General features: G+C 65.6%; 11 protein-coding genes. 3 read left to right on the forward strand and 8 right to left on the reverse strand.

Annotated elements, in window-relative coordinates; translation table 11 throughout:
* Positions 1-88 precede the first annotated feature (88 nt).
* The 5 genes from IB273_RS20775 to IB273_RS20795 all read right to left on the reverse strand — a co-directional run bounded on the left by IB273_RS20775 (position 89) and on the right by IB273_RS20795 (position 3,859).
* Positions 89-496, reverse strand: coding sequence for a SufE family protein (locus IB273_RS20775; RefSeq protein ID WP_192224914.1), 408 nt, complete (start codon positions 494-496; stop codon positions 89-91).
* A complete protein-coding gene (locus tag IB273_RS20780) occupies positions 493-1,698 on the reverse strand; it encodes an aminotransferase class V-fold PLP-dependent enzyme (RefSeq protein WP_192224915.1) in 1,206 nt (401 codons plus the stop codon). The genes IB273_RS20775 and IB273_RS20780 overlap by 4 nt, the downstream gene beginning before the upstream one ends.
* Positions 1,699-1,792: 94 nt before the next feature.
* Positions 1,793-2,827, reverse strand: a complete 1,035-nt coding sequence (gene dapD / locus IB273_RS20785) for a 2,3,4,5-tetrahydropyridine-2,6-dicarboxylate N-succinyltransferase (RefSeq protein WP_081517880.1) — start codon at positions 2,825-2,827, stop codon at positions 1,793-1,795.
* Positions 2,828-2,870: 43 nt separating this feature from the next.
* Positions 2,871-3,497 (reverse strand): LysE family translocator, encoded by a 627-nt coding sequence (locus IB273_RS20790; RefSeq protein WP_081517881.1) that lies wholly within the window; start codon positions 3,495-3,497, stop codon positions 2,871-2,873.
* 11 nt (positions 3,498-3,508) lie between these two features.
* On the reverse strand, positions 3,509-3,859 hold the full coding sequence (locus IB273_RS20795; protein ID WP_081517882.1) for an ArsC family reductase: 351 nt from the start codon (positions 3,857-3,859) through the stop codon (positions 3,509-3,511).
* Positions 3,860-4,030: 171 nt separating this feature from the next.
* Here IB273_RS20795 and IB273_RS20800 point away from each other — a divergent pair, with 171 nt between their 5' ends.
* On the forward strand, positions 4,031-5,695 hold the full coding sequence (locus tag IB273_RS20800; RefSeq protein ID WP_192224916.1) for a Na+/H+ antiporter: 1,665 nt from the start codon (positions 4,031-4,033) through the stop codon (positions 5,693-5,695).
* 72 nt (positions 5,696-5,767) lie between these two features.
* On the opposite strand, the gene dapC is transcribed toward IB273_RS20800, so the two are convergent.
* The 3 genes from dapC to map form a co-directional block, all read right to left on the reverse strand.
* Positions 5,768-6,964: a succinyldiaminopimelate transaminase gene (dapC, locus tag IB273_RS20805; RefSeq protein ID WP_192224917.1), complete on the reverse strand. Its 1,197-nt coding sequence runs from the start codon at positions 6,962-6,964 to the stop codon at positions 5,768-5,770.
* Positions 6,965-7,015: 51 nt separating this feature from the next.
* Positions 7,016-9,715: a [protein-PII] uridylyltransferase gene (locus tag IB273_RS20810; protein WP_192224918.1), complete on the reverse strand. Its 2,700-nt coding sequence runs from the start codon at positions 9,713-9,715 to the stop codon at positions 7,016-7,018.
* Between the two features lie 143 nt (positions 9,716-9,858).
* Complete coding sequence (map, locus tag IB273_RS20815) at positions 9,859-10,656, reverse strand: type I methionyl aminopeptidase (protein ID WP_225594795.1); 798 nt, start codon at positions 10,654-10,656, stop codon at positions 9,859-9,861.
* A gap of 299 nt (positions 10,657-10,955) precedes the next feature.
* Here map and rpsB point away from each other — a divergent pair, with 299 nt between their 5' ends.
* A complete protein-coding gene (gene rpsB / locus IB273_RS20820) occupies positions 10,956-11,696 on the forward strand; it encodes a 30S ribosomal protein S2 (protein ID WP_045210003.1) in 741 nt (246 codons plus the stop codon).
* Between the two features lie 125 nt (positions 11,697-11,821).
* Positions 11,822-12,691 (forward strand): translation elongation factor Ts, encoded by an 870-nt coding sequence (gene tsf / locus IB273_RS20825; RefSeq protein WP_017521180.1) that lies wholly within the window; start codon positions 11,822-11,824, stop codon positions 12,689-12,691.
* Positions 12,692-12,783: the final 92 nt, after the last annotated feature.

Raw genomic sequence — 12,783 nt, forward strand, 5'->3', positions numbered from 1 at the left:
TTTGTAGGAGCGGATTTATCCGCGATGGTCTCCGGCGCGATGCGGGCCAATCGCGGACGGAGTCCGCTCCTACGCATAGGCCAGCGCCTCAGGCGGAGATCAAATCCTGCATGCGTTTCAGCACGGCATTCAGGCCGTTGCTGCGCGACGGCGACAGTTGCCGGCCCAGCCCCAATTGCTCGAACCAGCCCGGCAGATCGATGGCGGACAGCTCGTCCGCCGGCAGGCCGTCCACCCGCACCAGCAGCAACGCCAGCAGCCCGCGCAGCAGGCGCGCATCGCTGTAGGCGCGGAAGTGCCAGCGCTCATCACGCCGATCCGCCACCAGCCAGACGTTGCTCTCGCAGCCCTGCACGCGCTGCTTGTCACCCAGTTCGGCTTCGCTCAGCGGCTCCAGGCGCTCGCCCCACTGCATCAGCAGGCGGGCGCGTTGCTCCCAGCCCTGCAGGGCGGTAAAGGTCTCCAGTGCCTCGGCGGCAGCGACGGGGAGGCTCATCGCAGCAATTCCAGGGCGCTGTCCAGCGCGCCGAAGAAGCGCTCGATATCCGCACTGTCGTTGTACAGGCCGAGGGAGACGCGCAGGGCGCCGGCGACATCCAGGGTCTTCATCAGCGGCATGGCGCAGTGGTGCCCGGCGCGCACGGCGATGCCCTGCTCGGTGAGCAGGTGGCCGAGGTCGGAGACGTGCACGCCCTCGACCACGAAGCTGACCAGCGCCACTTCCGGCTCGCCGAGCACGCGCACGCCGTCACGGGCGCGCAGGCCGGCCAGCAGGCGGGCGTGGAGGAAGTCCTCGTGGGCGCTGACTTCGGCGCTGTCCAGGCTGGCCAGCCATTCCAGCGTGGCGCCCAGGGCGATCACCGGGCCGATAGGCGGGGTGCCGGCCTCGAAGCCCATGGGTGCGCTGTGGAACTGCGAGTCGAAGTAGTCCGCCGCGCGCACCATCTCGCCGCCGAACTGCCAGTGCGCCAGGCGCTCCAGCGCTTCCTGGCGGCCCCAGAGCAGGCCGAGGCCTTCCGGGCCGTAGAGCTTGTGGCTGGAGCAGACGTAGAAGTCGCAGCCCAGCGCCGACAGGTTGTGCCGGCCGTGGACCACGCCCTGGGCGCCATCGACCACGCTTAATGCGCCGTGCTGGCGGGCCATCTGCAGCAGTTCCGGCAGCGGCTGCCAGGTGCCGAGAACGTTGGACAGCTGGCTGACAGCGAGCAGGCGGGTGCGCGGGCCGATCAGGCCGGCGGCGCGGTTCGGGTCGATACGCCCGTCAGCGTCCAGCGGCAGCACTACCAGCTTCAGGCCGCGGCGCTTGGCCAGTTGCTGCCAGGGCAACAAGTTGGCGTGGTGTTCCAGCGCACTGACGACGATCTCGTCGCCCGCCTGGAACTGGCCTTCCAGCCCGTAGGCCAGCAGGTTCAGCGCTTCGGTGGCGCCGCGGGTGAAGATGATCTGCGCCGGGCTGCCGCCATGGAGCCAGTGGGCGGCCAGGCTGCGGGTCGCCTCGAAGGCTCGGGTGGCACGCTCGCCGGGCAGGTGCTGGGCGCGGTGCACGTTGGCGGCGCCGCTGGCGTAGTAGCCGGTGAGGGCGTCGATCATGGCGCGCGGTTTCTGCGCGGTGGCGGCGCTGTCGAGGTAGGTCTGGCCTTCGGCCTCGAAGGCGGCGAGGGCCGGGAAGTCGGTGCGCCAGGGCGAGGGAATGGACATGGGCGTGCGGCCGGTTGTGGAGAATGGAAAACGGGGGCCGCAGCCCCCGCTTCTCAAAGCTTAGTGCGTACCCCGCGCGAGCGGGGCGCTCAGCTTAGTTGTGCGCGTGCAGCGCCTCGTTCAGCTCGATGGCAGTCTTGTTGGTCTTGCACTCGACTGCGCCGGTCTGGGAGTTGCGACGGAACAGCAGGTCAGCCTGGCCGGCGAGGTCGCGGCCCTTGACCACTTTCACCAGGTTGTTCTGGTCGTCCAGCACTGCGATCTTGGTGCCGGCGGTGACGTACAGGCCCGCCTCGACGATGTTGCGGTCGCCCAGCGGAATGCCGATGCCGGCGTTGGCGCCGATCAGGCAGCCTTCGCCGACGCTGATGACGATGTTGCCGCCGCCGGACAGGGTGCCCATGGTGGAGCAGCCGCCGCCCAGGTCCGAACCCTTGCCGACGAACACGCCAGCGGAGACGCGGCCTTCGATCATGCCCGGGCCTTCGGTGCCGCCGTTGAAGTTGACGAAGCCTTCGTGCATCACGGTGGTGCCTTCACCGACGTAGGCGCCCAGGCGCACACGGGCGGTGTCGGCGATGCGCACGCCGGCCGGGACCACGTAGTCGGTCATCTTCGGGAATTTGTCGACGGAGAAGACTTCCAGCAGCTTGCCCTTCAGGCGCGCTTCCAGTTGCAGTTCGGCCAGTTCGGCCAGGTCGACGGCGCCCTGGTTGGTCCAGGCGACGTTGGGCAGCAGCGGGAAGATGCCGGTCAGGTTCAGGCCGTGGGGCTTGACCAGACGGTGCGACAGCAGGTGCAGCTTCAGGTACGCCTCCGGGGTGGAGCTGGGGGCGGCGTCTTCGGCCAGCAGGGTGGCGACCAGCGGCTTCTGGCTCTCGGCCAGGCGGTTGAGCAGGGCTGCCTGGGCGGCGTCGACGGTCTCGACGGCGTCGGCCAGCTGGTAGGCCTGGTGAGCGGTGAAGGCGATCGCCTGGTTGCCGCCTTCGTAGGCCAGCAGCGGGGCGATGGCAGCGACCAGTTCGGCGCTGGGGTTCAGCAGCGGCTGCGCGTAGAAGACTTCCAGCCAGTTGCCCTGGCGGTTCTGGGTGCCGACACCGAAAGCGATGCTGAACAGGGATTTCGACATGTGGGTATTTCCTTGCAAAGAGGTTCTTGGCGAATGAAGTCGGTCAGGCCGGACGGCGGCTGAGCAGCAGGCCCAGCCCGGCGCTGCCCAGCAGCGCGGCACAACCACGGTTGAACAGGCGCCGGGCGCGTGCGCCGGCGAGCAGCTTGCCGAGGCGGACCCCGGCGAGCCCGTAAAGGGCGATGGCCAGCCATTCCAGAAGCAGGAAGGCTGCGCCGAGTTGGGCGAACTGGGCGCCCACGGCCTGACGCGGATCGACGAACTGCGGCAGGAAAGCGGTGAAGATGAGGATTGCCTTGGGATTGCCGGCGGCCACCCAGAACTCCTGGCGAGCCAGGCGCCACAGGCTGGTGGCGGGAGCCGGGGTGCCGTCCACCGACAGGTTCGCCGTCGGGGCACGCCACAGCTGTACGGCCAGCCACAACAGGTAACCGGCGCCCACCAGCTTGATCGCCAGGAACAGCCAGGCCGATGCCTGCAGCACCAGCGCCAGGCCGGAGGCGGCCAGGGCCAGCATGCCGGCGAAGGCGACCAGCCGGCCGCCGCCCGCGACGGTGGCGCGCAGCAGGCCGAAGCGTGCGGCGTTGTTCAGCGACAGCAGGTTGTTCGGTCCCGGCGCCAGGTTCAGGGCGAAGCAGGCGGGAAGGAACAGGGCCCAGGCGATGCTCATCGTGGTGCTGCTCAGGCCAGCGCGGCGGCGTAGGCGTCGGGCTTGAAGCCGACCAGGGTGCGGTCACCCAGGTCCAGCACCGGACGCTTGATCATCGACGGCTGGGCGACCATCAGTTCGATGGCCTTGTCCTGGTCGAGATCGGCCTTCTGCGCGTCGTCGAGCTTGCGGAAGGTGGTGCCGGCGCGGTTCAGGACGGTTTCCCAGCCATGCTCGGTGCACCACTGGCGCAGGTGTTCGCGGTCGATGCCGCTACTCTTGTAGTCGTGGAAGGCGTAGTCGACGCCATGCTCTTCCAGCCACACGCGGGCTTTCTTCATGGTGTCGCAAGCCTTGATTCCATACAGCGTCCGCTCACTCACGGGGCGCTACTCCTTTTCGATGCATTTTTCAGGCGCGGGATTATGCCATTTCCGCAGCGCTTGCGGGACGCCGCCGGGAGGTCGGTCGTTTGCAACAGTTTTTTGCCCATTGCGGGGCTGATCCGCCGCGCTACGGGTGCTTCAATGGAGAGCTGTGCTGGGAGTTCGTCGATGCAAACCGTTTACACCGTACTCATCCTGCTGCTGGTCGTGGGGGGAACGCGGCTTGCGGCGCAGCTGATCCCGCTGCCGCTGCCGCTGATCCAGATCGCCGCCGGAGCGATGCTGGCCTGGCCGAGCCTGGGGCTGCATGTGGGGCTGGACCCGGAACTTTTCATGTTCCTTTTCATCCCGCCGCTGCTGTTCGCTGATGGTTGGCGCATGCCCAAGGGCGAGTTCTGGAAGATGCGCTGGCCGATCCTCACCCTGGCCTTCGCCCTGGTGCTGTTTACCGTGGTCGGCGGCGGCGTGTTCATCCACCTGCTGATCCCCGAGATTCCCTGGGCCGCGGCCTTTGCCCTCGCGGCGGTACTGTCACCGACCGATGCGCTGGCGGTCTCGGCGATTGCCCAGAACCGTCTGCCCAAGCGCCTGATGCATGTGCTGCAGGGCGAGGCGCTGATGAACGACGCTTCTGGCCTTGTGGCGTTCAAGTTCGCCATCGCCGCTGCCCTGACCGGCACCTTCTCGCTGGTGGACGCCAGCCTGAACTTCCTCCTGGTGGCAGTCGGCGGCCTTGCCAGCGGCGTGTTCCTCAGCTGGCTGCTGGGGCGCATCCGCGCCTGGATGATCCGCCGCGGCTGGGATGACCCGGCCACCCATGTGGTGCTGATGCTGCTGTTGCCCTTCGCCTGCTACATGATCGCCGAGGAGTTGGGCGTCTCCGGCATCCTCGCGGCGGTGGCGGCCGGCATGATGCAGAGCTGGGTCGACCTGCTGCCCCGGCAGACCAACACCCGCCTGCTCAACCGCAGCGTCTGGTCGATGCTGGAGTTCACCTTCAACGGCGTGGTGTTCCTGCTGCTGGGGCTGCAACTGCCGGACATCCTCAAGTCCGTCGCGCATCACGCCGACGACGTGATGTGGCGCTCGTCGCTGCTGGCCTTCTACGTGTTCGCGGTATTCGCCGTGCTGCTCGCGCTGCGCTTTGGCTGGGTCTGGTGCTACTGGAAGATTTCCGTGCGCTTCGAGCAGTGGTGGGGCATCGAGCTGGGCGGCAAACCGGGCGAGCCAGTGCTGCGGCTGTCGGCGATCTCCGCGCTGAGCGGAGTGCGCGGGGCGGTGACCCTGGCCGGCGTGCTGTCGGTTCCTTTGCTGTTGCTGGACGGTTCGGCCTTCCCGCAGCGTGACCTGATCATCTTCATCGCTGCCGGGGTGATCCTGGTGTCGCTGATTGCGGCCACCATTGGCCTGCCGATCCTGTTGCGTGGCTTGCCGGCGGCCAGCAACGACCAGCGCGAGCTGGAGGTGCAGGGGGTCTGGCGCAAGACCGCGGCAGCGGCCATTCACATGCTGGAGAGCGAGGAGGTGCCTGCCAGCGAGGGTGGCGGCGATGCCGACGAGACGGCGCGGCTGGCGGAGATGAAGGCCAGGCTGATGGCCGAATATCGCCACGAGCTGGACCCGGCGCCGGACAACAAGGAGGCCCGCGAGCGCGCCCGCGCCCTGGAGCTGGCTGACCAGGCGCTGCGCATCAAGGCACTGCGCGCGCAGCGGCTGGAGCTTTACCGGATGCGCCGCGAGCACGAGATCGACGACGAGACCATGCGCGAGGTGCTGGGCGAGCTGGATAACCAGGAGGCCTGGGTGACCAGCAAGGCGGGGCGCTGGGTGTAGCGGATCCCCTGTAGGAGCGCCCCGTGGGCGCGATCGCGGGCATGACCCACTCCTACAAGGGGCGGTGCAGCGTCAGAGGCTTTTCACGTACTGCTTGATGCGCTCGGCTGCTTCCACGCATTCCGCCAGCGGGGCCACCAGCGCCATGCGCACGCGGTTGGCGCCGGGGTTCTCGCCGTTCACTTCGCGGGACAGGTAGGAGCCCGGCACCACGGTGACGTGCTGCTGGTCGAACAGGCCGCGGCAGAACTCGGTGTCGGCCACCGGAGTTTTCGCCCAAAGGTAGAAACTGCCGTCCGGGCGCTGCACGTCGAGCACGCCGCCGAGGATGTCCAGCACGGCGTCGAACTTCTCGCGGTACAGGTCGCGGTTGGCGCGCACGTGGTCCTCGTCGTTCCAGGCCGCGACGCTGGCCAGCTGGGTCTGAACCGGCATGGCGCAGCCGTGGTAGGTGCGGTACAGGAGGAATTTCTTCAGTACTTCGGCATCGCCGGCGACGAAGCCCGAGCGCAGGCCCGGCAGGTTGGAGCGCTTGGACAGGCTGTGGAACACCACGCAGCGCGCAAAATCCGAGCGGCCCAGTTCGGCGCAGGCGGTCAGCAGGCCGGCCGGCGAGTTCTGTTCGTCGAAGTACAGCTCGCTGTAGCACTCGTCGGCGGCGATCACGAAATCGTGCTCGTCGGCCAGGGCGATCAGCTTCTTCAGGGTTTCCAGCGGAACCAGCGCGCCGGTGGGGTTGCCCGGCGAGCAGAGGAAGAGGATCTCGCAGCGCGCCCAGACGTCCGCCGGGACGGCGTCGAAGTCCGGGTTGAAGCCGTTGTCTTCCAGGCAGGGCAGGTAGTGCGGCTCCGCGCCGGCCAGCAGGGCTGCGCCTTCGTAGATCTGGTAGAACGGGTTCGGGCTGATCACCAGGCCCTTGGCGTTGCGGTCCACCACGGTCTGGGTGAAGGCGAACAGCGCTTCACGGGTGCCGTTCACCGGCAGCACGTGGCGCGCGGCGTCCAGCCAGCCGGCCGGCACCTTGAAGCGGCGCTCGCACCAGGCAGCGATGGCTTCGCGCAGGGCGGGGATGCCCAGGGTGGTCGGGTAGACGGCCAGCTGGTCGAGGCTGTCGGCCAGGGCCTTGGCGACGAAGTCCGGTGAGCGGTGCTTGGGTTCGCCGATGGACAGCGCGATGGGCTTCAGCTCAGCCGGCGGCTGGGCGCCGGCCAGCAGGGCGCGGAGCTTCTCGAAGGGGTAGGGCTGGAGCGAGTCGAGGGCAGGGTTCATGGCAAGGCTCTTTCTTTCTGATTCTGACGACTGATTCTGACTGAATGGGGGCTAGATGCTGATGCGCACCGGCATGCTCGGCTGGCCGCCATCCGAGAGGATGTCCACCAGGGCCGTCTGGATGCGCTTGCACAGCTCCGGGTCGGAGAGCGGCTGGTTGTGCGCATCGGTGACGAAGAACACGTCCTCCACGCGCTCGCCCAGGGTGGCGATCTTGGCGTTCTGTACCGACAGGTCGAAGTCCAGGAACAGCCCTCCGATGCGCGCCAGCAGGCCGGGGCGATCGGGCGCGGTGACTTCCAGCACGCTGACCTGGCGGGCCGCGTCGGTGGAGATGGTCACCTGCGGGTTGAAGGCAAAGTGCTTGAGCTGGCGCGGCACGCGGCGCTGGATGATGGTCGGATACTCGTCCGGGTCCTTCAGGGCGTTGACCAGACCCTCGCGAATTTCCTCGACCCGGCTGGGATTATTGCCTATCGAGCCGCCATCGGCATCGAGCACTATGTAGGTGTCGAGGGTGAACAGGCTGGTGGAAGTGATGATCCGCGCGTCCTGAATGTTCAGGTTGAGCTGGTCCATCGCCGCCACGGTCACGGCGAAGAAGTCGTGCTGGTCACCGGCGTAGATGAATATCTGCGTGCCGCCCTCGAATTCGCGCTGGGCGGTTTCCTTGATCAGCACCAGCGGGGTGCCGTCGTCCGGGTGCTGGAGGATGGCTTCGGTGTGCCACGCCACGTCGGCGGCGCTGTGGCGCAGGAAGTAGTCGTCGCCCAGCTGGCTCCAGAGCTGCTCGGCATCGTCCTGGTCGATGCCGCCGCGCACCAGGATGTCGATGGCCGCGCTCTGCGTCTGGCGAATCTGCTCCTCGCGGTCCACCGGGTTCTCCAGGCCGCGCCGCAGTGCGCGCTTGGTCTCGGTGTAGAGCTGGCGCAGCAGGCTGGCGCGCCAGGAGTTCCACAGCGTCGGGTTGGTGGCGTTGATGTCGGCCACGGTGAGCACGTAGAGGTAGTCCAGGTAGGTCTGGTTGCCCATCAGCTGGGCGAAGTCGTAGATCACCTGCGGGTCGGACAGGTCCTTGCGCTGGGCCGTGGTCGACATGATCAGGTGGTTCTGCACCAGCCAGGACACCAGGTTGGTGTCCCACGGCGGCAGCTGGTGGCGCTGGCAGAAGTGCTCGGCGTCCACCGCGCCCAGTTCCGAGTGATCGCCGCCGCGGCCCTTGGCGATGTCGTGGTAGAGGCCGGCGATGTAGATCAGCTCGGGCTTGGGCAGGCGCTCCATGATCTTGCTGGCCAGCGGATATTTCTCCGCCATGTCCGGGCGGCGCAGCTTGCGCAGGTGCTTGATCAGGTTGAGGGTGTGCGCGTCGACCGTATAGATGTGGAACAGGTCGTGCTGCATCTGCCCGACGATCAGGCCGAACTCCGGCAGGTAGCGGCCAAGAATGCCGTAGCGGTTCATTCGCCGCAGGTTGCGGTGGATGCCTTCCTGACACTTGAACAGCTCGATGAACAGGCTGGTGTTGCGGATGTCGTGGCGGAAGTCGTCGTCGATCAGGTGACGGCTGTCGCGCAGCAGGCGAATGGTGTCGGCGCGCACGCCCTTGATCTCCGGGTGCTGGGCCAGCAGCACGAAGATTTCCAGCAGGGCGAACGGGGTGCGCTTGAAGACGTTGGCGTGGGTGACTTCGAGATAGCCGTCGCGCAGCTGGAAACGGCTGTTGAGCGACTGGATCTGGCCGTTCTCGCCGGCGCGCAGGATCACTTCCTCGAAGTGCTGGGTGATCAGATCGTTCAGCTCGGAAACGGCCATCACCACGCGGTAGTACTTCTGCATGAAGCGCTCGACAGCCAGCTTGGCGTCGTTGCCTTCATAGCCGAGCAGCCCGGCGATGCGCCGCTGATGGTCGAACAGCAGACGGTCTTCGGCGCGGCCAGCGAGCATGTGCAGGGCGTAGCGGACCTTCCAGAGGAATTCCTGGCTGGAGGCAAGCACTGCACATTCGCTTTCCACCAGGAAGCCTTCGCGGACCAGGGCATGCAGGTTGAGGCTGCCGAAGTGGCGGCGGGCGACCCAGAGCAGTGTCTGGATGTCGCGCAGACCGCCGGGCGAACCCTTCACGTTGGGTTCGAGGTTGTATTCGGTGTCGTTGTATTTGGTGTGGCGGTGAATCTGTTCCTTGCGCTTGGCCAGGTAGAACTGCCCGCTGGGCCACATCTGTTTCGTGCTGGTGGCTTCGAGCATGCGCAGGCGCAGGCTGTCCGGGCCGGAGATGGTCCGGCATTCCATCAGGTTGGTGACCACGGTGAGATCGGCGCGCGCTTCCTCGGCGCACTCGGCGACCGAGCGCACGCTCTGGCCCACTTCCAGGCCGATGTCCCAGAGCAGGGTGAGGAAGCCCTCGATCGGCTCGCGGAAGCTTTCCTGGTCCTCGCTGTCGAGCAGGACCAGCAGGTCGATGTCCGAATGCGGGTGCAATTCGCCGCGCCCGTAGCCGCCCACGGCAACCAGCGCGATGTCGGCGTCGTCGCCCCAGTCGAAGCGGTTCCAGGCCTGCTGCAGGATCTGGTCGACGAACCAGGCGCGGTCCTCGATCAGTCGGCGGATGTCGCGGCCGCCATTGAAGCGGGCGTCGAGCACCTCGTTGGCCTGACGAATGGCCTTCTTGAAGGCGGCGATGGGGCTGGATTTGAGGGCCAGTTCCGCCTGGAACTGCCCACGGTCGAACAACTCGGGATCCACCTGCGGCATGGCGGCCTTCCTGATCAATGGCTTAGGGGAGGGCAGGGGCAAGAGGGCAACCGGGCCTGCGCGCATGGCGCCAGGCCCGATGGCTGTGCCGGGCCGGGATTTCTATGTTCTACCCAGCCGTCGGCGAGATTGCAAACCGCGCCTCAGGCCGAGGTGCGCGGGAAGCTTTCGTCGTTACGCAGGGTCAGGATCTCGTAGCCGTCGGCGGTGACCAGCACGGTGTGCTCCCACTGTGCGGACAGCTTGCGGTCCTTGGTGATGGCGGTCCAGCCGTCGCCCAGCAAACGGGTTTCCGGGCGGCCCTGGTTGATCATCGGCTCGATGGTGAAGATCATGCCTTCCTTGAGCTCCAGGCCGGTGCCGGCGCGGCCGTAATGCAGTACCTGGGGCTCTTCGTGGAACACCTGGCCGATGCCGTGGCCGCAGTACTCGCGCACCACGGAGAAGCCGTTCTTCTCGGCGTACTTCTGGATCACTTCGCCGATGTCACCCAGGCGCGCGCCCGGCTTGACCACGTCGATGCCCTTGTACATGCATTCCTGGGTGATCTGGCACAGGCGATCGGCCCATTCCGGGGTCTTGCCCACGGAGAACATCTTGCTGGTGTCGCCGTGGTAGCCATCCTTGATCACGGTGACGTCGATATTGACGATGTCACCTTCCTTGAGCGGCTTCTCATTGGGGATGCCGTGGCACACCACGTGGTTGATCGAGGTGCAGATGGACTTGGGGAAGCCCTTGTAGTTCAGCGGCGCGGGAATGGCCTTCTGCACATTGACGATGTAGTCGTGGCAGATGCGGTCCAGTTCGTCGGTGGTGACGCCGGGCTTGACGTGCTCGCCGATCATTTCCAGCACTTCGGCGGCCAGACGGCCGGCGACGCGCATTTTCTCGATGTCTTCGGGCGTCTTGATGGTGACGGTCATGCGACTTCTCTTCAGGCGCTGCGTACGCGCGGGTAAATGAGAGGAATACGCAAGTCTATCAGATTTGGCGCCTTTTTAAGGGCAGGCGGCCGAGGGGCTGCTCAGGCGAGGCGGCAGGAGAGGTGCCGGGCGTCCTTTCGGGTTTTGTTCTGGCCATGGTTGTGGTATAAAGCGCCCCGCTCTGAAGGCTACGGCCATTTCGGGGCATTAACCCACACATGCATCGACACGATGGCCTGGGTGCCTTTCGACACAGTCGGAGGGTTGGCCGTTGGGATGCATGGAGGCCTAACCCGACTTATCGAGGAACTATCATGTCCCAAGTCAATATGCGCGATATGCTGAAGGCCGGTGTGCACTTCGGCCACCAGACCCGTTACTGGAACCCGAAAATGGGCAAGTTCATTTTCGGCGCGCGTAACAAGATCCACATCATCAACCTCGAAAAAACCCTGCCGATGTTCAACGAGGCTCTGACCTTCGTTGAGCGCCTGGCCCAGGGCAAGAACAAGATCCTGTTCGTCGGCACCAAGCGTTCCGCCGGCAAGATCGTTCGCGAAGAAGCTGCCCGTTGCGGCATGCCGTACGTCGACCACCGTTGGCTGGGCGGCATGCTCACCAACTACAAGACCATCCGTCAGTCGATCAAGCGTCTGCGCGAGCTGGAAGTGCAGTCCCAGGACGGCACCTTCGCCAAACTGACCAAGAAAGAAGCTCTGATGCGCTCCCGTGATCTGGAAAAACTGGATCGCAGCCTGGGCGGCATCAAGGACATGGGCGGCCTGCCGGACGCTCTGTTCGTGATCGACGTTGACCACGAGCGCATTGCTATCACCGAAGCCAACAAGCTGGGCATCCCGGTTATCGGCATCGTCGATACCAACAGCAGCCCGGAAGGCGTTGACTATGTTATCCCGGGTAACGACGACGCCATCCGCGCCGTGCAGCTGTACCTGGGCTCGATGGCTGAAGCCGTCCTGCGCGGCAAGAATGCCGGCGGCGTGACTGCTGACGAGTTCGTCGAAGAAGCACCGGCCGAATCCGCCGAAGGCTGATTCCAGGACGTCCAGACGTCCTACGGTGAGCAGGAAGGGGGCTAGGCCCCCTTTTTGCCACCCTGAGAATTCCGCCCGGGTATCCGGGCGATCTGGTTTTGAGAACAACTCAAGAGGATTTCGAAATGGCAGAAATTACTGCAGCACTGGTCAAGGAACTGCGTGAGCGTACCGGCCAGGGCATGATGGAGTGCAAGAAGGCACTGGTAGCCGCCGAAGGCGATATCGAGAAGGCCATCGACGACATGCGCGCTTCGGGCGCCATCAAGGCTGCCAAGAAGGCTGGCAACATCGCCGCCGAAGGCGCCATCGCCGCCAAAGTGGCTGACGACGGCAAATCGGCCACCATCATCGAAGTCAACTCGCAGACCGACTTCCTGGCCCTGCAGGACGACTTCAAGAACTTCGTCGCTGCCAGCCTGGACAAGGCGGTTGCCCAGAAGCTGACCGATGCTGCTCCGCTGATCGCGGAACAAGAGCCGGCCCGTGAAGCCCTGGTCGCCAAGTGCGGCGAGAACGTCAACATCCGTCGCCTGGCTCGTACCGAAGGCGAAGTGGTTGGCGCCTACCTGCACGGCCACCGCATCGGCGTTCTGGTCACCCTGAAGGGCGGCAACGCTGAACTGGCTCGCGACATCGCCATGCACGTCGCTGCCAGCAACCCGCAGTTCCTCGATCCGTCGCAGGTTTCCGAAGAAGCCGTGGCCAAAGAGAAGGAAATCTTCCTCGCTCTGAACGCCGACAAGATCGCTGGCAAGCCGGAAAACATCGTCGAGAACATGGTCAAAGGCCGTATCTCGAAGTTCCTGGCCGAAGCCAGCCTGGTCGAACAAGCGTTCGTCAAGGATCCGGAAGTCAAGGTTGGTGACCTGGCCAAGAAAGCCGGCGCCGAAATCGTTTCTTTCGTTCGCTTCGAAGTAGGCGAAGGCATCGAGAAAGTCGAAGCTGACTTTGCTGCCGAGGTTGCTGCTCAAGTAGCCGCTTCCAAGCAGTAATAGACAGTCTCACGACTGTCGCCCCGCAAGAGGCTGCCCGCTAACGCGCGCGGCCTCTTTGCCAAACTGGGGAAGCCAAAAGGGGCGGTTTC

Origin of the sequence: Pseudomonas sp. PDM19, from assembly GCF_014852215.1 — a bacterium.
GTDB lineage: Bacteria > Pseudomonadota > Gammaproteobacteria > Pseudomonadales > Pseudomonadaceae > Pseudomonas.

Coding starts and splice junctions, on each gene's coding strand:
- IB273_RS20775 (WP_192224914.1), bottom strand. CDS start 496: ATGAGCCTCCCCGTCGCTGCCGCCGAGGCACTGGAGACCTTTACCGCC.
- IB273_RS20780 (WP_192224915.1), bottom strand. CDS start 1,698: ATGTCCATTCCCTCGCCCTGGCGCACCGACTTCCCGGCCCTCGCCGCC.
- dapD (WP_081517880.1), bottom strand. CDS start 2,827: ATGTCGAAATCCCTGTTCAGCATCGCTTTCGGTGTCGGCACCCAGAAC.
- IB273_RS20790 (WP_081517881.1), bottom strand. CDS start 3,497: ATGAGCATCGCCTGGGCCCTGTTCCTTCCCGCCTGCTTCGCCCTGAAC.
- IB273_RS20800 (WP_192224916.1), top strand. CDS start 4,031: ATGCAAACCGTTTACACCGTACTCATCCTGCTGCTGGTCGTGGGGGGA.
- dapC (WP_192224917.1), bottom strand. CDS start 6,964: ATGAACCCTGCCCTCGACTCGCTCCAGCCCTACCCCTTCGAGAAGCTC.
- IB273_RS20810 (WP_192224918.1), bottom strand. CDS start 9,715: ATGCCGCAGGTGGATCCCGAGTTGTTCGACCGTGGGCAGTTCCAGGCG.
- rpsB (WP_045210003.1), top strand. CDS start 10,956: ATGTCCCAAGTCAATATGCGCGATATGCTGAAGGCCGGTGTGCACTTC.
- tsf (WP_017521180.1), top strand. CDS start 11,822: ATGGCAGAAATTACTGCAGCACTGGTCAAGGAACTGCGTGAGCGTACC.